The following is a 19,809-nucleotide window of genomic DNA, read 5'->3' as shown; positions in this document are numbered from 1 at the left end:
GCCCACATCCATGTGGTATTAGCGTCTTCACAGGTCGGCCGCCCTGAAGATTACCGCCTTAATATATATATCGACGCCAAGCCATAATTTGTTTATAGCCATTTCAACTTTTTTTCTATTTTTTATCATCATTTTTAGAAGTACATTAAAATACTATTCAGTTATTTTCCCAAGCCCTTTTATCGTTTTTTGCAATGTCTCCAGATTCATCGCCGCATTTTGATTGTTTTGCTCAATCGCGTCGAGAACTTCTTTACGAAAAATATCAATATCCCTTGGAGCTGCTATACCAAGTTTCACATTCTCTCCGTCTACGGATAGAACTGTCAATACGATATTATCTGAAATGACAATAGATTCACCCTTTTTGCGCGTAAGTACCAGCATTAGATGTCACCATCCTTGATGAGAGAATCTTCTTTTCTCCATAATGCATGTCTAGTTTTGTACTCGGTATTTTGCAGTACAATTTGTTTGCCCCTTTTTTTTTGTTTATTGAACACAATTGGAGCCAGCAAGTTTGCTGTCGCATTTCGAATATCATCATGTAAAGTAACAATACAACGGACCTCCACATCAGCTGGATCTGTTACGCCAAGATCTTCTACGTTTTCAGGAGAGAGTTCAAACTCATAGTCCGGATGAAAATCGAATGGATTTACGGTTACAAAGGCTACGGCCGGCTCTTCAACTGAACTGAAAAGGCTAAACACTTCATCATGCCGCTGCAAATTAAAAGATTTCAGTTCTTCAAAACCCGGAATTCCTTTATGGAAAGTATATGTTTCCTTTAATATCTGTTCTTCAGTTATATTTAAATTGTTGTTTTCTTTCATCTTATTCTTCCTCCTATACTAGTAAAAAAGCTATGGAACATCATCTATGTCCATAGCTTACTGTTAATATATAATTAAAATCAATTATTATCTCATGAAATCCATTAGTGAAGGTTGCATGATCTGAGCAGATGATTTAAGAGCTGCTTCATAGATGGTTTGCGCAGAAGTAGCCTGAATCATCAGACTAGCCACATCTGCATCCTCTGTCTTGGATTGTAAAGTCGTAAAGTTCAAGTCTTGATCCTGCAGACGATTTTGAACCAATTCCACTCTATTAGTTCGTGCACCGACCTCTGATAGAGATGCTTGCATTTTGGTTGACCTGGATTCAATGTTTTGCAATTGCTGCTGTACCCCGTCATGATCACCACTGTTTAATGCCGCAGAGAGATTATCAATGATTTTGAATATATTATCCGTATCGCCTTTATTACCGAAGAAATCCGCTCCAGAGGTATTAATTTGGAAAGTGACCTGTTCACTGATGGAGTAAAGAACTCCCTGTGTATCCGTCTCCACATCCGCATAATCTGTCACCGTTCCTGACAAATCATACGGCATCTTATCGTAGGTTTGACCATTAAAAATGTACTTGCCGCGGATTTGCGTATTACCAATATCCACAAGGTGTTTCTTCAATTCCTCTACTTCCAAATTAACAGCTCCAAGATCAGAATCAGACAAGGTTCCATTAGCGCCTTGAACTGCCAGTTCTTTTAATTTTTTCGCTACATCCAACGCTTGCTGCATATTTGAATCCGTCGCATCCAGCCAGCTTACCGCTGCATCCGTATTAGATTGGTACTGCTCATTTGCCGCCAACTCTGCACGGTAACGAAGCGCGTAAGTCACACCAACGGGATCATCGGATGGTTTATTGATTTTGCGCCCTGTGGAAATCTGGTTGGACATGTTATCCATACGGTTCAGGTTGCGGTTCAGGTTGCTAAGCATCTGAGTGCTCATCATTCCTGAGGTTACGCGAATAGCCATTATTGGTTACCCCTCTCTACGTCTTAGCGACCGACTACACCGGTGCTGTTAATGAGTTTGTTCAGCAGTTCATCGTAAGCAGTCATAAAACGGGCAGCTGCACTATACGCGTGCTGAAACTTGATCAAGTTACTCATTTCTTCATCTAGCGATACTCCACTTACCGATTGACGATTCAAGTCGACCTGTTCAGTGAGGAGTTGAGCATTTTGTGCTTGACGGTTAGCTTCTTGGGTCTGTACACCAAGTTGTCCTACAATTGCGCCGAAAAAGTCATCTACCGTGGTTGGTTTGGACAATGCTGATCCAAAATCAAATTTCGCATCTTTTAAGCCAGCTAAAGCCAGCGCCAGGCTATTATTCCCCAGTACTACACTCTCACTTGTACCTGTTCCGGTCGTACGCATCGAAGTCGCGATGTTATTCGGATCATTTTGGATATCTTTACTTAATGTAATATTACCAGCCGTGATCGTTCCAGAACCGTCTTTGGTTGAGAAAAAATCCCCGCCTGCTGTCGGAGTATCACCGCTAAGGGTATACCCCAGTTTATGAAGCCCATTAATCCCTTGAACCGTCACTTTCAAATCTGACGTTAACGTTCTATTGTTATTGGCATCTGAATAGGTCACATTGTTGAAAACCGTGCCGCTAGGCAATACGGATCCAGCAGGAATGGTAATCTCAATATCCCCGGTTGCGAGCGTATTCGCCAGTTGATTGATTTGATTACGATAGTCTGCTACATATTGATCACGGGAATGGATCATTCCATAGACTTCGCCGCCAGTTAAAGTCCCAGCTTGATAGGCATTCTCTAGAATATCAGCCGTGACAGGAACCACCGCAGCTCCAGTGACTGCTACTTGGCCTGCAATCGTTACCTGGTAGCCACTATCCAGTTCTGTTATCTGAACGCCTGCAATCTTGGAGAGCTGGTCTACGGCATAATCACGTTGGTCACGCAAATCATTGGCATTGTCTCCGAGTTGCTCCACTTTTACGATGTTGTTGTTCAGATCCGCTATGGACTGCAAATATGAGTTGATCTCAGTGGTTTTTAACGAAACGTTATTGGTCAAATCACTAGTCAGTGCATCCAATTGGAGACTGATTTGATTTAAACCATCTGTTAATGCCAAAGTTGTCTCTTTCACAATTTTGCGGTTTGTAACATCCTGTGGATCTTGACTAAGATCGAACCAAGAGTTCCAGAAGTTATTCAGCACTGTGCGAATACCCGTATCCGAAGGCTCATTCATAATCGTTTCAAGCTTTTCAAGTGTACTATTACGAATGGTCCATCCTCCAAGTGAGGTATTCTCATTACGGAATTGCCCGTCCAAAAAAGATTCACGAACACGCATAATTGAGTTGAACTCCACACCCGTTCCAAGCTGACCCGGTGCTGTTGTACGGTAAAATGCCACTGCATCAATTGGATCTGCTGCCGTCATGTTGACAACTTGTCGTGAATAACCTGGTGTATTCGCATTGGCAACGTTATGTCCTGTTGTGTTCAAAGCGGCCGTTTGTGTGATCAGACTGCGTTTGGCCGTTTCAATTGAATGAAATGTTGAAGCCATATTATTTTTCCCCCATTGTTAACCACGAGTATCAAAAAGACCAGAGCGAGCTATACCATAAGATTTCTCTAAAGGATTCTGATACGTGGCTTCTGATTCAGCATGAAATGACATTGTCTCAATAAAAAAGTCGATGTACGAGAGCGACTGCTTAATAAGCTGTTGATTGGATTCATTAAGATATTTCACCTTTTGTAGCACATCTGTTAATGAAGTTTGAGCTTGAAGAAGCCTCTTTTTCTCTGCGGTATCAAAGACCAGTCTTGTCAACTCACTAATGGTCAGATTTAACTTGGACTTAATACCACGTCCCTCCAGAAACTGGTGGACAGCCAGAAATCTTTGCTGTTCGATCAACTCAATCCTTTTCAGCAGTTTAGATTCCTGGTTAATTAGAGAAATCAGGATATCAACTTTGTTGGCAACAACAGCTTCCTTCTTCCGTTCCCCCAGCTCAAGCATCTCCACATGTGCGGCTTCCAGCTGTTCAAGTACACCAATTATCGATTCAATTGCCATGTGTCCTCCTATTGATTAGGGAAGTTCTTAAAGTATGGAGCGAGCTTCTCGGCAAGCTTCTGGCTGTCTACTTGATAAGTTCCCGAATTTACCTGTTCTTTTAATTCTTGAATACGTTGTATACGTCCTGCATCCTGTGTACGACCTTGTTCCTCAAGCATCTTCATCGCCTCCGGAGAAATGGATACTTCGTCCTTACGGCGGCTCTTTTTGGCATCAGCCTGCTGATTGGATTCAACGTTTCTCTGATAGGAATTGATAGCACCAATTCTATTTGGTTCATTGATTTTCATACAAACTACACTTCCTTTACCCTAGGATTTTTTACATTATCTTTATGTTATTGAATGATTGAGATAATAAAAAAAACCGATAATCTTTAATAAGTTTATCGGTACGTTCCAAAACATTTGTTATAGCAAAAACTGTATTTAAGCCCTCGCTCCTATGAATCGCGCAGTTTGTCGACAGCATTGTAGGCTCGCCCGCCTATATTATTGTTATCCTTCTGACCTACTTCACGGGCTGCTCCTGCCAAATCTTTGGTCAAGCGGCTTCGACATGAATCACACATATGTCCTTCACGAATCAGCGTTCCACATACTTCACAAGGATACATCATGTTAGGGGCGTTTTCGATGGAAATCCGACCCTCCCGAATAAAGCGCGTGATTTGCTTAATCGAAATCTCCGTTGCATCAGATAACTCCTGTATATTGGTACCCTTATTCTCACGTAGGTAGTCTACACATGTCTGGTATTCCTGCTCAATTTCTTTGATACAGTTCGAACATACATCCCGAAAATTCAACGCATATAATCTGCCGCAGCGAGGACAATTACCTAGATTCATTGCTAAAACGCCCCTCTCATACTTCCTTTTCCGAATGGATAATAATTATACATTACCTTATTTTCACACATCAAGCCATAGTCTATTGCAAACATAGCAAGGGGTTAAAATGCATGTATGCGCAATCTTATGGATATTAAACAAGTTGTTTTTGCAGAATTACACATTAATCTTTCTCAATTGAATAACTGATGAACATAAACCCAGATATGATATTATTCAAAAACCAGTAAAATAATCACCTGTAATGGAGACAGGCATCACGTAATATAATATTAATTTATCATAACCACCTATGGTCTTTAAACTTAGGATCTAGCCAAAGTCAGCGTGTAAATTTCAATTGGAATGTTTATGGAATATCCGGCGTTCAGTATCACCTGTCCACAAGCATTCAAAGTGCTACCCGTTGTGTAAATATCATCGATTAGTAGCAATCGTAAGGGAGGAATATGCCCGCTTTGTGGGGCTGGTCTGAAATGTGAAGAGACTCCTTCTCCAATGGCGTATGAATTTGTTGCTGGCTGTGAATGCATGTCCTTGTGCGCCAATTCAAGATTGGATTGATAGAGGTCATGTATCAACTCCAGTCCATCCGGCTGCATTGCAAATGCATCCTGCATGGTCTGAATACGCTCGCCACGTGTCTTGAAGCTTTGTTTGGTGGTGTTGATCCGACGCTGCAGCAGATCAACTACAGGCAGGCGGACGGCTGCGGCAAGTCCTGCTGCGAGCCGCTCGGCCTGGTTGAAGCCGCGCTCGGCAAGGCGTTCGTTGCTGACGGGGACATAGATCACCGCGTCAGGCCGCCATCGCGGCTTATTGTTTTGGAGCAGCGACTGGCGGCTGAGGGTCGCTGCTCCGGTAGGAGCGTGCGTATAGTACGCGTCTGAGCTGTGGCTGTTGTGTTGCGCGTGTATATGCACAGGCGCTAACGCGGTAGGTAAGTGAACGGGCGCTTTTACGCGCCCGTTAGGTCGGTGAATGAGTGCGTTGGTTGACGCACTCGAACCGGGTGGATGTGAGCTGCCATCCACCTGGTATTGAGCAGGCGTGGCGGGATGAGCCACGAGGGCCAGGGTTTCTTTTGCCAAAACAGGGTTCAGTTCTTCGCTCATTGCTTGAAATGCTTGAATCATAAGAGCCGTTAACAGTGGCGCGTAGCGCTCGTGGCCTCTGAATTTGTACATCCCAATCCATTCCTTCATTAAAGCGTTATACTGGACGGCGCTGCGGTTGCATATGAAAGAACGGTTTTGCATGTGTGGGCGGACGCAGTCCGGGCAGCCGATCCCTCGACCACAACGGAGACAGCGAATGGAACGAATCCATGGAATTTGCTGCACACAACGCGGACAGATGCCGGGGTAGATCGGAGACAATATGGCTCGTGTACCACAGGTTAGACAAGTCGCTCCGGGTGGGGCGAGTAATCCATGCAGGCGATGGGTAAGTTGGTGTACGTGGTCAGTGATGCTGCTTAGCCAGTTCGACATTAGATTGTTGCCTCCCTTCGTATCTATGGGTGTGTTGGCGGGTGAAGGTAGCCTTTGCGTTTTGCGATGGTGTTCATCTTTTGGATTTGTGCCACTGCCTTTACCTGGGAACGCGTACGACGGGATGATGCAAAGACGACTCTTCCTGCTGGATCATCCATAGATCGACCCGCTCTACCCGCCATCTGTACCAGAGATGCTTCGTCGAAGAGACCATTATCCGCATCCAAAATAAATACATCGCTACGTGGAATAGTGACGCCCCGCTCCAAGATGGTGGTGGTCACGAGCAGACGTATGGTCCGTTCACGAAACGCAATAACTTTGCTCGCGCGATCCGGATCTTGGGATGATGTTCCTTCGATATGGATTTGTGGAAACATGCGACGCATGAGATTTACAAATGCCTCAATCTGAGCGATCCGCGTCACAAACACAAATACCTGAGCTTCCCGTAGCAAGGAGGTTTGAATGCTCTTTTTTAGTGTGGCGGGCAGCTCTCGCTTCCGAATACACTCGGCGACGGTAAGCATTTTCAGTAAACGCGGTACGGGTAAAGGGTGGCGGTGGAAGCGCACCGGAACTTTGGCGTGAGTGAGTTTCCCTTGCGCTGCTTCCCGCTGTAGCCTAGCTGGTGGCGTAGCGGACAAGTACACAAAATGGCCATCAGGCTTGCACGAGGACTCCGCCGCATGAGCGAGCATGGGATCATTATGGTAGGGAAATGCATCAAGCTCGTCGATAATGACCAGATCGAATGCCTGGTAAAAACGCATCAGTTGGTGAGTGGTCGCTAGTGTGAGCTGCGCGTCTTTCCAACGCTCGGTGCTGCCTCCGTATAGCGTAGCGATCGAGATATCGGGGAACGCTTTCGCCAGACGAGGGGCAAGCTCCAGCACGACATCCCGGCGCGGCGTAGCAACAAGCGCTCGTCCACCGCGCTCCAATATGTATTGGAGCAAAGGGAATATCATTTCCGTCTTACCGGCCCCGGTCACGGCCCACAGCAAAAACCGCCCCGGCCCATCCCCTGCGGATGGCTGGGCCAAAAACGCCAGCGCCGCGGCAGCTGCCGCGCTCTGCGCAGGGCTGAGCCCCCACCGGGCAAGTCCGCCCTCGGTGGGGATAACGGCCGTGCCACGCTGCGATGCACCGCGTGGCATGGCACCTGGCGCTGCGCTGCGCAGCAGCAGCGCACAGGCACGGCTGCGCCCCAGCGCGAGGCAGGCCTCGCAGTAGGCGCACGCCGCCAGGCCACAGGCAGCGCATGGCACGCGCTGCCCGGCAAAGCTGCCGCATCGGCGGCAGCGGGGCGCGCTGTGCGCGCGACCAAGCCACGCAAGGCGTTGCTGCCGCGTGGCAGGCCCTTCCAGGGCGGCTGCTATGCTCAGCCGCCCACGCAGGTGCGCGAGCTGTGCAGCCGCGCGCCAAACCGAGGCAAGCTGCGGCGACGTGTCCGCCAGCATCGCCTCTGCCTCGGCCGCCAGCAATTGGCGGCCGCGAAGCCGCTCAGCCAGCAGGGCCGCGCCCCGCTCCAGCTGAACCCAGTCTCCGGCGGGATAAGGCTCAGGCATCCCGCCCACCTCCGTACCTCTTTCAGCGCCAATCCCCGCTTTGCCCGCCATCTCTCCCCTAGCCTCCAGTTCCCCGGAAGCCCGCTCGTACTTTTCCAGTTTGCCCTGCATATACGCCTGCCATTGCTTCTCTCCCCACTGATCCATCCCCCCCTCTACCTCAAAATTCTCTACCATCCAAGATGCCTGACTTAAAGGCACCTCCCTGCCTAACAGCAACCATCGCAACACCCGCTGTCCGCTCGCCCCCTCAAGCCACCACGCTACATCCACTCGGACATCCAGTGACAGCATCATCTTCCACTCTTCTCTCACTCGGCACACATACAACCCAACCTTCATCCGCTCTCCTCCCTCATCCTCCATGTCTCATAACGCAAAAAAAGCACATGCCAACCGACTATTCGTCGGAGCATGTGCTTCATGTCCATATCTCATTTATTCACTATCCATTTGTATTATCACTATATCAATTATGCAGTTGTCCCACAAGTCGTGTAGTTTCCAAAAGCAATCGTTACGACCATTTTACCCATTCAAGGAGTAGCGATAATCTTTCTTTGATCACGCGAAACTTTTTCCAATCTGCATCGTCTATACTTTTAACTTAAGAGTTCTGATTTCAAAAAGGTTCTTGCTGCGATCCCTACAGGGCTCCAACAGAGACAATAACCATAGATTGCATAAAAACCCATATTTAATTTAACAGCAAGCTTGGCTACAATGACAAAAAAAGACTACAGCATAAGCTGTAATCTTTAACCTCGAACATGATGAAATGCACGCTTATTTTGGCAAGCTTGCATGACTTCATTGATAGTGCATTCTGACTGATGACACGCTTTAGCCAGTCTGTCTCAGCAGCTTGCACGATTAATGAGTCCGACTGTTGCAAAAAAAGCATCTACTGCTTTGGCTCACGCAAATCGATAAGGCGCATAGAATGACTCCCGGTTTGATTCCACTGTTCCATATCCGAAGGGACAGCGGACAAGTAGGATAACTCCATTCCTTGCCTATGCATAAGCTTCTCAATAATACGAACCGTTTCGGCTTCCGTACGATCAGCGACAACCGTCAATGTGAAGCTCTTTCCACGGTAAAATAATTCCCGGCAAAGCGCTCTTACAATGCCTTCTATCCGCTGCTCCTGATTGGAAGGAATGAGCATAATCTGCTCGTAGCCCTCGGGGTCCGGACGGGAAAGATGGCGCTGGTGCATGGCATGAACGGCCATTGCCGCCAGGAAGTATATGAGCAGAATCATAGTCAGATGAGCAACCATGGCAACTGCACCTCCTCGGAAGGTCATGCTCACCCATGGCGAACATCCCTGTATACAGCAGTATATGCTGCATTCCCCGAAGGGTTACACTTGCAAATCCTAAAGCGCATATTCCATTCTGATCGACACCGGACGAAGAAGACAGGCCAGGTCGTTCAATCATTTATGCCGAAGCTTGAACATAAGTTCTTCTAACTTCACACTTTGCTCATTTGCAGTAATAAAGTCCATTAACCCGCTAACCAGTCCAACATTCTGGAATGGGCGCGAGTAAACAGAATCCTATAATTGCTATAATCAAACTGCATCTAAATACAATCGTATATTAAAGGGTAACCCAACCATACTTGATCGAGTTGATAACCGCTTGCGTACGATCATCCACTTCCATCTTCTGCAGAATACTGCTGACATGGTTTTTTACTGTTTTCTCACTGATGAACAGGAACTCACCAATCATTTTATTGCTCTTACCTTCAGCCATCAGACGCAATACTTCAGCCTCACGACGAGTAAGCGGATTATTGTCGCCAGCGACAAATTTAACGCCTGCTTCCTTCGAAGCTCCTTCGCTCATTGCCCCTGTCTCATTAAGGTACGTCATACGACGCAACTGCATGATCAGTTTGCCAGTTACTTTAGGGTGGATGAATGCATGCCCTTCATGAACAGAACGAATCGCATTGATCAGGGACTCGGCCTCCATATCTTTGAGCAGGTAGCCATTAGCACCTTTACGCAGCGTCTCGAACACATAACTCTCATCATCATGAATAGACAAGATAATGACTTTGACATCCGGGAACAGCTCACGCAATTTCTCCGTCGCTTCAACCCCGTTTTCCACAGGCATGTTGATGTCCATCAATACGATGTCCGGTTTATCCTGATTACAGAATTCGAGCACCTGAATCCCATCGCCGCATTCGCCGATGACCTCAATGTCGTCCTCCATATTTAAAATGCGTTTCAGACCTTCACGGAACAGCTGATGATCATCAGCCAAAAGAACTTTAATTGATGTCTTTCCAGTATCACGGTTTTCCATCCTGCTACTCCTTTCCCTTATCCACGTTTGTCGGGATATGAATCACTATTTTGGTTCCTTGATTTTCCGCGGACTCGATCTCTATTCTTCCTTCTAACAGTTCAACCCGCTCTCTCATCCCAATCAGACCGAAGTGGGTATGATCCTTGCTCTTCTTCGCAAGAAGCTCCGGTTTGAACCCAAGCCCATTGTCCTGCACGACAATCTTAACGAGCTGAGCCTGGTATGTAATTTCCACTACAACATAAGTGGGATAAGCATGCTTCGCAGCATTGGACAGACCTTCCTGCACGAGGCGGTAGATCGCAGCCTCCATTGCCGAAGATAAACGGTGTTCCTTGCCTCTCGTTTCAAAAAGTGAGCGGATTTTTGTTTTTTCTTCAAAATCCTGCACGTACTTCCGAAGCGTTGGAATCAATCCCAGGTCATCCAGTGCCATAGGACGCAAATTGAAAATAACTTTTCTCATTTCTCCAAGACTCGAACGAACCTGGCCTTTCAAATCTACTATTTCGGCCTGGACCATCTTAAAATCCTGCTTTATGAGCATTCTTTCTACAATTTCCGTCCTAAGCACTAGATTCGCGAGCATCTGCGCAGGTCCGTCATGGATCTCACGGGCAATACGTTTCCGCTCTTCTTCCTGGGCCAAAATTATTTTCAAACCAATCATTTGTCGATTTTTGGCGGATTCAATGATGCGGGTCACTTGACCCAGCTCACCCGACAGATACTCCAGTACAACCCCCATCTGGGAACCGATCGTCTCGGCGCGCTCCACGGAAGCTTCCACATTTTTGGCACGCTTTTGCAGATCATCCCGACGGGCTTTCAGATACATTTCCTTCTCACGGTAAATCATCAGATCCAGCTGTAACTGCGTCGCTTTCTCATACGCCTGCTTGATATCATGCTCGGAATAACGGACGAAGTCGCGGCTAACCTCAGTTAGCCGGATTCGAGAGCGGCGGTAGTTCAGCTCCAATTGATCTACTTTCTCGATCGTTTCCGCCGTCTCTTTCAAAACCGACTTCAATTCCTCGTTCAGCGTTTTTAGCTCATTCCGAGTCGAGTCCATAATCTCAAACATTTGATATTTACTGTTTTCCATGACTTGTATGGCGTTTTTTATGACGCGGTCTATGGCATCGGCTTGTAAATCCACGTTTGTTCGACTCCATTTCTATCGTTTCCGGTATATATCATACCATATCACGATGAGATGGTAACGGTCTTCGTGTTCTGTTCCCATTTTACAGTCAGTCCAAGCTGCTCCGAAACGAGTCTAAGAGGGACTAAAGTCCTACCACCAGATACGTAAGGTGCTACTGTTGCACTTTGTCTTTTGCCATTGATAATGAATTCTTTCTGGCCTACAACCAGATCAATTAGCTTGCCACCACGTACAACGGTAATCCGTTGATTTTTGCTATCCCAGCTCGCCTGCCCACCAAAAGCATCCAATACATGCTTGATTGGGACATATGTTGTACCATTTTTCAGTACTGGCGCAGCATCAATTGCCTTTTTCGTTCCGTTTACGGTCATGGATTTCTGTCCAAGCACTAATGAAGCAGTTCCTGTAGGCAAGCCCACTTCACTGGATTTGGATGGCATGGTGAAAGCAATATTGTCAAAAGCAACCGTGCCCGTCTTCGCACGCTCATCCTGACCTTCTTCCACATTCACCACATAAACCCGTTTCAGCTTCGCCGGATAAGCAATGTTCAGCCCATTCAGATCCACATTGAGCTTTTTCCACCCATCCCAATCAATTGCCTTTGCGAGATCGGCATATACCGTTTTGCCACTGGCATCCGTAAATTCGGCGCGCAACCAGTTGAGGCTCTTATCTCCCATAACATCCATTGACATGGATGTCGCAGTTGCAGATACTTCTTTGCCAGTGGAACCGTTCAATTGGGCATAAGCATACATTTTCCCTATTCCTGCGGTCATGTCATAGTTCAGCTGCAGCACCTTGGAGCCAGCTTTTTCACCTGTTCCCGCTGTCACGGAAGCCGATCCAGTTACACCTGATGCATTGGTCGTGAAGTTGATCGGGTAGCTTACATTCTCGAAGTTCTCCCATATTGTTTCACTTGCCGCAGCGGAGAGCACAACCACCGTGCTGTAGCCGTCATAACGACCGATCGCATAGCCAACTTGAGCGCCGGAGTTCACAGAGGATACGGTTAATTGGTCTGCAACCACTTTACCTTTGAATCCAATAAACTCCCATGTCAGCGAATCCGCCGGAACTGTCACACTTTGTCCGTCTTTGGTCTTCGCCGTTACTGGAATGGAAATCGTTGTACCCGCTTGGAGCGATCCCAAGCCAGATCCTGCTGTCAGCGAAGCCAGTTCACTTCCGCCCAACACGGTAACTTTAATGGAAGATGAAGCTCCATTGCTTGTTGCAGTCAGCGTCACTGTACCTGGTTTCACACCTTTGATCGTTCCATTGCTTACACTCACGATGCCGTTGTTGCTCGATTTCCATGTCATCTTGATATCGCCTGTCGCAATCGGGTTATAGTAGGTGTCATATCCTTTGGCTGTATACTTGCCCTCTTGCCCTACCAGCAACGTTTGGCTGCCACTCACGGCAAAGCCTTTCAGCTTACCTTCTGGAGCCGTAGAGAACACGCCCAGCGTGTTTACGACCTGACGCTGCTCTGTACCGTACTCCGTGTTGAACGTAAGCCCTGCTGTCTCCTCGCCAAGCGGACGTGTTACCATCGTTGTGGAGCCGCCTCCGTCCAGATTCATGCCTTTCCATACACCAATGCTGGTCATGAAGGATTGCAGTTCGGTCAGCGACAAACCGCTGCTGTTACTGTTTTTCTCCGCTGCAATAATGTAGACATACCGACCATCTTGAGAGTAGCCGACTGCTGTTCTCGCACGAATGCCACCGATACCGGAAGCAGCAATATCACGGGAAAAGGTAGCCGCCTTCCCACCATTCACCAGAATGGTATGACCACCGATCATCATCTGCAGATTGCTTGGATCAACGGTCTCCCCCGTCGTTTTGGCTTTCAACTTGTAATCCGCATTCAACGTCTGGCCTACCGCCAAGTGAGTCATAATCCATGTCGCTGCCGTTCCATGCGCACGCAAAATGTACCCATCTGCCGGCACAGTCATGTTTAACGCCTTTTTATCCGAAATTTGGGTTATTACACCGTTCTGTACAAGTACCTCGGTTGGTGTTGTGGAAGGATCATTCGGCCGCTTCGTGGACGTCCAAGCTGGTGTATAAATATACATCGAATTGGCGTGACTGTACTTCACCGAGCTCGATTCGACCGTGTAGTCCTCTTTATTTATCCCACGCAAAGCAAACGTTGAACCATCATCTGCCTTCACGGTGCCATCGAATGAATATTCATCAATCATCGGCTTACCGTCCTTGGTTACGGTGAGGGCATACATCCCTGACAGTTCGGATGGAGTAGATACGAGGACCCCATCCGAGACCTGTCCACCGATCGGGGCAAGTTCCCCGGATACATTGAAATAATCGCCGTTTACGGCGGCTACTGCGCCATTTTCCTTAGCCATGCCACCCGTGCTTTGTTTACTATTCAGATTGCCACCCTTGCCTGTCATGACATCCAGTTTCACATAGGGATTTTGCAAATCCACTTGAATGACATCTGCCAGTACGTTCACCTTCGAGCCGGAACGTGTCGTTGTATAATTGTATTTCATCAACTTCGCACCCGAAGTCAGAATTTCTTCGCTCAATTTACTTGTTGTTGTAGAAGCTGCTGCAGCCACCGACTGCCATGAACTTCCCGACCACACCTGTTGTCCCGCTCCCAGTACCGGTGCAATCCAGATCACGCCTGCCAGTGTCACAATCGCCCATTTCTTCGCCTTGCTAGCCTTAACGTCGTTCAGCCGTTTCCCTTGTTTCCCCAGCATGTTTGAAACGTCTCTCCCATCTTGTATATCAATCTTAGATATCACGATCTCTGCCACGTGGCAGCAGACAGCGAGATTTCTAGTATACTCTTCTATTAATAGACTACTTTTTGTGGAAAAAGTTACGCCCCGAGCCAACATTGAGGTTATAACCCCCATCTTATAAGCTGCTTTTAATAAAAAAAACTTCGAATGTACATTATTGTATGTACATTCGAAGTTCACTTAACAAATAATCATTGCTATTGCTCTAGGAAGATTGAATTGAATTATTGCACCGAAGTTATAAATACCCTAATTTATTTAATACTCTCTTCAGCATCACTGCTGCCTGTGCACGAGTTGCATTTCCTGTTGGCTGGAAGCTTGTTGATGTCATCCCTTGGATGACCCCTTCCTGAACTGCCTTAGCCACCTGTTCCTTCGATTGGATCTTTTTGTTATCCTTGAATTTGGTTAATGTTGCGGCGGCAGACGTCTTGAGTGTAACAGACTTCCCACCATAATCCAGCGCACGCACCATCATAATTGCCATTTGTTCACGAGTAATCAGATTGTTAGGTTTAAATGTACCATCTGTATTCCCTGTAATAATTCCCGCTTTGGCAGCAGCACCGATGTATGCACTGGTTGTTGATCCATAAGAGACATCACCGAAACGCTGAGCTGTTTCCTGGCTCCCTGTAAGCCCTAGTCCTTTGGCAACCATCACCGCGAACTCTGCACGAGTAATATTCATGTCAGGCTGATAATTTGTGCCGGTTTGACCATCAATGATCCATTTTGCAGCAAGTTCTTCGAGAACCGTACCTGCCCAATGAGAAGTGGTATCAGAGAATCGCACAATATGTTGGGCAGCAACAACCGTCTGATTACCAGTAAGTTTCCCTTTTAATACCAGGGCTCCATTCAACTGCACTGGAGTATGAGGAACATTCGATAATCGAGCTATCGTTTTGTCAAATTGAACATAACCTGTAGTTCCACTTGTAGCGGTACCTGTCAGACGTATCCATAGTTCGCTGTTTACTTGCTGCTCTACTGATGTCTTGTAAGGACTGGAAGCTGCAATATAAACGTCCGTCAAAGCTGACAATTTCTGAGCATTGGCTCCAACAAGCGCCCCATCCATTGTGCCAGTAACTGTAGAGGGAACTGGTTCGAGTTGAACGATAAGTTTCGCTTCAGTCGTTGTACTGCCTACGCTGTTGGCAATTGAAGTGAAGTTTAGTTTGGACAAAGGAATCATCCATAGCTGATCTGCTAAACGTATGCCTATAGCAGCACTTTTGTCACGTGTATAGCTATCTTCGAGACCCTTCAGTGGGAGTGCCACATAAGCTACGGTGTCAGTGGTTGGAACATCAAAAGTCAGCATATGTGATTCCCCACCTAGACTAGCTGCATATTGGAATCCTTGCGTTAATTTGTCCTCATCAACAGAATACTGATGTATAGAACGACTGTATCTAGATTGTACGGAACTAGTAGTAGCGGCATCCGGGCTTAACACATACATGGATTGACCGAATAATACGGCATCTCTCGTACTCAGCCATGCTGGTAATGTTGTAGAACCCGTTGTTGAACCACTAGCATTATTGGTTAACGTAATGGGCCCAAATGCTGTCATAACTTGGTTTTTGCTATCTCTAAGGGGCACATACTCTGGAGCATAGGATAGAGTAACCGTTTGCCCAGCAGCAACCGATGTGGACAGTTTCAACACTACTGACGCACCTGACGAAGATGCTGTAAGTACATTAACGGATGTTCCATTTGCCTTTACTACGAATTGTGAATTCGTCAAGCCGGTCTGTGTCAGCAGATTCGAAGTAAACGTCAGCGTAACCGTATCCCCTTGAATTACCGCAGATTTCACATTTCCAGTCCCTGATGTTTGCGTAATCGGAACCAGGTTAATATAACCAGCTGGATTTCCGTTCAGGTCTGTAACTCGTAGCGCTCCCGGTACGTAGGACAATGTTGCATTTTGATTCGATGTAATAGCCGAAGCCAAAGTCAGCGTAATCGTATCATCCTGAATATCTACAGCAGTCACATAGAGCGGTGCACCATTAACTAGAACAGAAAATTGACTCTTTAGCGGTACATTTGTTGTACTTAGAGCCTCGTTATATTTAATCATCAGCTTCGAACCGTTCACTTCTGCACTCTGAAATTCAGGAGCTACTGTATCGAGACTGTTACGTACATAAAAATCGCTGAAACTTGCTAGCGCCTGGCTGCGTGAGTCTTTTAGCGGATAAGAGCCCGGTGTATAGGATACCTTAATGACCTCACCATTTGTAATACTACGGTTCAGATACAAAATAACAGTAGAACTACTACTCAACGAGATGGTGCTTATCCCTACATTCGAACCATTCGCTTTGATAGAAAATTGATTTTTTGCTTCTGTATTCATGACATATACACTTTCAGGAAAATATAACGTAAGAGTGCTTCCATATACGTAGCCTTCTGTTGGTTTAGACATGACTGAGTCCAAACCATTCACTACTTCACGTCCGGATAAAGAAACTGCAGAATTCAGTGATGTATCCTGCACGGGACGCACACCCGGCGTGTAGGAAATACGAACGATCTGTCCCACTGCAACTCCAGTATCTAGTACCACATAAACGCTGTCTCCAGAGATATAGGCGGAACTCACGGTTCTGACTTCCCCATTAACGGTGACATTATAGCTTGAAGTCAGTGGATAGACTGAACCGTTCAATGTCTCGTCGTATGTAAGTTTAATAATTGTATTGGTATACATTTTGGCTGTCTGTAGTACAGGAGCAGTGGTGTCTCTTGTATATGTTTTAAAGCTCCATGATGCTGTCCCCGTCAAACCACCAAATACATTTCCTGCCTTATCCCGAAATCCTCCTGCAGCGATATCTACATAGTAAACCGTATTGTTCTCCAACGTATTTTGTGGAATAAGTCGAACTTGTCGCAAGTTGGAAGTATTAATGATTGGTGTAACTGCCACAGTCGTGCCGCTTGCCTTACGCAGAGTAACTGTTCCCGTGTAGGCAGTATCCAATTCTTTATTAAAAGTAATCAATAATTCACTATTGATGGGTGCGCTCGTTGCACCATCCGTAGGATAAAGTGAAGACACTGTCAATGCAGTAGTATCCGTTGAAACGGTGAACCCCCAGTTACCTTTGGCAATTGATGGTGATTCATTCTGCTGAGCATCCCTAAAAGCACCAGCAGACACTACTACATAATATTTGGTGTTATTCACAAAATTATTAGCAGGATCTATGCTTATAATTGAAGTTCCTCCACCAGTTACTTGTGATGAAGTGACTGAAATAGCTTCAACCAATGCATCGTCACTACTCTTGTAAATATTAATTGTTCCACTTGCTGGGTAAACATCTTTACTGAAATTCAATTTCAAATTTGCAGCCGGCAATATCCCTGTTGATGAATTCAGAGGCGAAAGCTGAGTAATTGTCGGAGCACTGACACCTGTTGTCCAGAATGTCCATCGACTGGCATCTGAAATACCTGGAAAGCTTGTTTCATCTGTATAAATGAAAGTTTGCTTATCCATAAGTACATAGTATCCGCCACCAGCTAGATTAAGGCCACTGATGGTAACTTTTGTTCCCCATGGAGAGGAAGGATCTGCACTGTTATCAACAGTAACATTAGTGCTTGTTACCATAACAGGGGCAATTGCTTCCTTATTGTCGGAAATTCGCTTAATCGTGATATTTCCCGTTCCTTTTTTGACTGGTTGACTAAATTCAATCGTAATAGGCTGTGCACCATCTACACCCACTGCTCCCGTTGCTGGGAACGTTTCGTTTATTCCTAGGTCGGACATGCTAGATGCGGCTTGGATACCACGCATACCTCCCGCTGGCCATGCAGTGAATATAAGCAGTACAGTCACTATCCACAATACTACTCTCTTCTTCATTGAAATTTGTGTTTTCTTCAAAACAATGTCCCCTTCCGCCTCTATTTCCTGATCGTCTGACAGGCAGACCTCTTTATGTATGTCGGTTAAATGGCCTGTTTTTTTTAGAAATAACTGCATATTAATGATGGGCTAGTACTCGGTATTCCAATTTCACTAACTTCCAGTTCTTCATGTCCAAAACTTGGTATATTTTATGCGTTCTAAAACAAGAAAAACCCCCAATTCATAAAAGAATCAGGGGCCTTAAAGTCTCTTTCAATTTAAAGAATTAACTTACAGACCTGCTTGCTCTTTCAAAACGTCTGCTTTGTCCACTTGTTCCCAAGGTACATCCAGATCTGTACGGCCGAAATGACCATAAGCAGCCGTTTGTCTGTAAATTGGGCGACGCAGATCCAGCATACGGATGATACCAGCCGGACGAAGATCGAAGTTGTTACGTACAAGCTCAACCAATTTCTCTTCGCTGACTTTGCCTGTTCCGTATGTATCCACGTTGATCGATACCGGGTTGGCTACACCAATCGCATAAGCGAGCTGGATTTCCACTTTGTCGGCAAGACCTGCAGCAATAAGGTTTTTCGCAACATAACGAGCTGCATAAGCTGCGGAACGGTCTACTTTTGTTGGATCTTTACCGGAGAACGCGCCACCGCCGTGACGTGCATAACCGCCGTAGGTATCTACGATGATTTTACGTCCAGTCAGGCCTGCATCTCCTTGAGGTCCGCCAATAACGAAACGTCCTGTTGGGTTGATGAAATATTTAGTCTGCTCATCCAGTAATTCAGCTGGAACGACAGGCAGAATTACGTGTTCTTTGATGTCTTTTTGGATCTGCGCAAGTAGAGTCTCTTCAGCATGCTGAGTAGACACGACAATTGTATCAACACGCACCGGTTTGTCACCGTCGTATTCAATCGTTACTTGAGTTTTACCATCCGGACGAAGATATTCCAATGTACCGTTTTTACGCACTTCAGCCAAACGGCGAGCGATACGGTGGGATAATGCGATTGGCAAAGGCATGAGTTCAGGTGTTTCGTTGGTTGCAAAACCAAACATCAGACCTTGGTCACCAGCACCAATGTTCTCTGTTTCGCGAGCCATTTGTTCCGGGTCACGGTTCTCCAGAGCTGCGTTAACGCCTTGGGCGATGTCAGCAGACTGCTCGTTCAGAGAAGTCAGGACTGCACAAGTATTATAGTCGAAACCGAACTTGGCACGAGTGTACCCGATTTCCTTAATCGTATTACGAACGATGGACGGAATGTCCACGTATTCAGAAGCTGAACTGATCTCACCGATGACAAGCACAAGGCCTGTAGCTACGGAAACTTCGCACGCTACACGAGCGTTTGGATCATTCGCGAGGAACGCATCCAATACGGCGTCCGAGATCTGGTCGCAAATTTTATCCGGATGTCCTTCAGTTACAGACTCCGATGTGAATAGATGTCGGCCTTTAATAGACATTGAAGTTTCAACCTCCCATAACGAGTAGTATGGCGATTGCCCGAACAAAACATTTACGTTGATTCGTTCACTGTACCCTCGAAAGCTTTCCGGGCGGAATAAGGACGCAGGGTCCGCAGTTACGAAGATAAGGATTTTTCAGGTAATGGCCTCAACAAAAAATCAACCTTTCCCTAGCGGAAAAGGTTGCGTACCTCAACTGCCATCTTAACGTATTTGTCAAGACGTGTCAAACAGATTGGGATAAGG

Annotated in this window: 16 protein-coding genes; 1 reads left to right on the top strand and 15 read right to left on the bottom strand. The window is 46.3% G+C overall.

Annotation, left to right across the window (positions count from 1 at the left end; translation table 11 throughout):
- Nucleotides 1–153: 153 nt before the first annotated feature.
- The 8 genes from csrA to ACR1R9_RS30225 form a co-directional block, all read right to left on the bottom strand.
- On the bottom strand, nucleotides 154–387 hold the full coding sequence (csrA, locus tag ACR1R9_RS30260; protein WP_433922016.1) for a carbon storage regulator CsrA: 234 nt from the start codon (nucleotides 385–387) through the stop codon (nucleotides 154–156).
- On the bottom strand, nucleotides 387–836 hold the full coding sequence (fliW, locus tag ACR1R9_RS30255) for a flagellar assembly protein FliW (RefSeq protein WP_433922017.1): 450 nt from the start codon (nucleotides 834–836) through the stop codon (nucleotides 387–389). The genes csrA and fliW overlap by 1 nt, the downstream gene beginning before the upstream one ends.
- Before the next feature lie 87 nt (nucleotides 837–923).
- A complete protein-coding gene (gene flgL, locus ACR1R9_RS30250) occupies nucleotides 924–1,832 on the bottom strand; it encodes a flagellar hook-associated protein FlgL (RefSeq protein WP_433922018.1) in 909 nt (302 codons plus the stop codon).
- Between the two features lie 23 nt (nucleotides 1,833–1,855).
- A complete protein-coding gene (gene flgK / locus ACR1R9_RS30245) occupies nucleotides 1,856–3,418 on the bottom strand; it encodes a flagellar hook-associated protein FlgK (protein ID WP_433922019.1) in 1,563 nt (520 codons plus the stop codon).
- An 18-nt stretch (nucleotides 3,419–3,436) separates the two neighbouring features.
- Complete coding sequence (locus tag ACR1R9_RS30240; RefSeq protein WP_433922020.1) at nucleotides 3,437–3,937, bottom strand: flagellar protein FlgN; 501 nt, start codon at nucleotides 3,935–3,937, stop codon at nucleotides 3,437–3,439.
- Between the two features lie 8 nt (nucleotides 3,938–3,945).
- Nucleotides 3,946–4,230, bottom strand: a complete 285-nt coding sequence (flgM, locus tag ACR1R9_RS30235; protein WP_062329757.1) for a flagellar biosynthesis anti-sigma factor FlgM — start codon at nucleotides 4,228–4,230, stop codon at nucleotides 3,946–3,948.
- Nucleotides 4,231–4,382: 152 nt separating this feature from the next.
- Complete coding sequence (locus ACR1R9_RS30230; protein ID WP_064641917.1) at nucleotides 4,383–4,790, bottom strand: TIGR03826 family flagellar region protein; 408 nt, start codon at nucleotides 4,788–4,790, stop codon at nucleotides 4,383–4,385.
- Between the two features lie 308 nt (nucleotides 4,791–5,098).
- Nucleotides 5,099–5,929 (bottom strand): ComF family protein, encoded by an 831-nt coding sequence (locus ACR1R9_RS30225; protein ID WP_433956407.1) that lies wholly within the window; start codon nucleotides 5,927–5,929, stop codon nucleotides 5,099–5,101.
- A 123-nt stretch (nucleotides 5,930–6,052) separates the two neighbouring features.
- Here ACR1R9_RS30225 and ACR1R9_RS30220 point away from each other — a divergent pair, with 123 nt between their 5' ends.
- On the top strand, nucleotides 6,053–6,196 hold the full coding sequence (locus tag ACR1R9_RS30220; RefSeq protein WP_433922022.1) for a hypothetical protein: 144 nt from the start codon (nucleotides 6,053–6,055) through the stop codon (nucleotides 6,194–6,196).
- A gap of 113 nt (nucleotides 6,197–6,309) precedes the next feature.
- On the opposite strand, the gene ACR1R9_RS30215 is transcribed toward ACR1R9_RS30220, so the two are convergent.
- The 7 genes from ACR1R9_RS30215 to metK all read right to left on the bottom strand — a co-directional run bounded on the left by ACR1R9_RS30215 (nucleotide 6,310) and on the right by metK (nucleotide 19,560).
- The gene (locus ACR1R9_RS30215; RefSeq protein ID WP_433922023.1) at nucleotides 6,310–8,202 is read right to left on the bottom strand and encodes a helicase-related protein; all 1,893 of its coding nucleotides are present in this window, start codon (nucleotides 8,200–8,202) and stop codon (nucleotides 6,310–6,312) included.
- A gap of 562 nt (nucleotides 8,203–8,764) precedes the next feature.
- Nucleotides 8,765–9,145 (bottom strand): hypothetical protein, encoded by a 381-nt coding sequence (locus ACR1R9_RS30210; protein ID WP_433948844.1) that lies wholly within the window; start codon nucleotides 9,143–9,145, stop codon nucleotides 8,765–8,767.
- A 325-nt stretch (nucleotides 9,146–9,470) separates the two neighbouring features.
- Nucleotides 9,471–10,193 carry a response regulator transcription factor gene (locus ACR1R9_RS30205; RefSeq protein ID WP_063567747.1) on the bottom strand — a complete coding sequence of 241 codons (723 nt, stop codon included), beginning with the start codon at nucleotides 10,191–10,193 and terminating at the stop codon, nucleotides 9,471–9,473.
- 4 nt (nucleotides 10,194–10,197) lie between these two features.
- Nucleotides 10,198–11,358 (bottom strand): sensor histidine kinase, encoded by a 1,161-nt coding sequence (locus tag ACR1R9_RS30200; RefSeq protein WP_024631628.1) that lies wholly within the window; start codon nucleotides 11,356–11,358, stop codon nucleotides 10,198–10,200.
- A gap of 47 nt (nucleotides 11,359–11,405) precedes the next feature.
- Entirely contained in the window at nucleotides 11,406–14,129 is a 2,724-nt protein-coding gene (locus ACR1R9_RS30195) for a stalk domain-containing protein (RefSeq protein WP_433922025.1), read from the bottom strand.
- Between the two features lie 283 nt (nucleotides 14,130–14,412).
- Nucleotides 14,413–18,081 (bottom strand): SwmB domain-containing protein, encoded by a 3,669-nt coding sequence (locus ACR1R9_RS30190; protein ID WP_433922026.1) that lies wholly within the window; start codon nucleotides 18,079–18,081, stop codon nucleotides 14,413–14,415.
- Between the two features lie 276 nt (nucleotides 18,082–18,357).
- On the bottom strand, nucleotides 18,358–19,560 hold the full coding sequence (gene metK / locus ACR1R9_RS30185) for a methionine adenosyltransferase (protein WP_063567744.1): 1,203 nt from the start codon (nucleotides 19,558–19,560) through the stop codon (nucleotides 18,358–18,360).
- Nucleotides 19,561–19,809 lie beyond the last annotated feature (249 nt).

The sequence above is a fragment of the Paenibacillus taichungensis genome, assembly GCF_050994985.1.
Classification (GTDB): Bacteria; Bacillota; Bacilli; order Paenibacillales; family Paenibacillaceae; genus Paenibacillus; species Paenibacillus taichungensis.
This window is presented reverse-complemented; position numbering and strand designations above follow the sequence as displayed.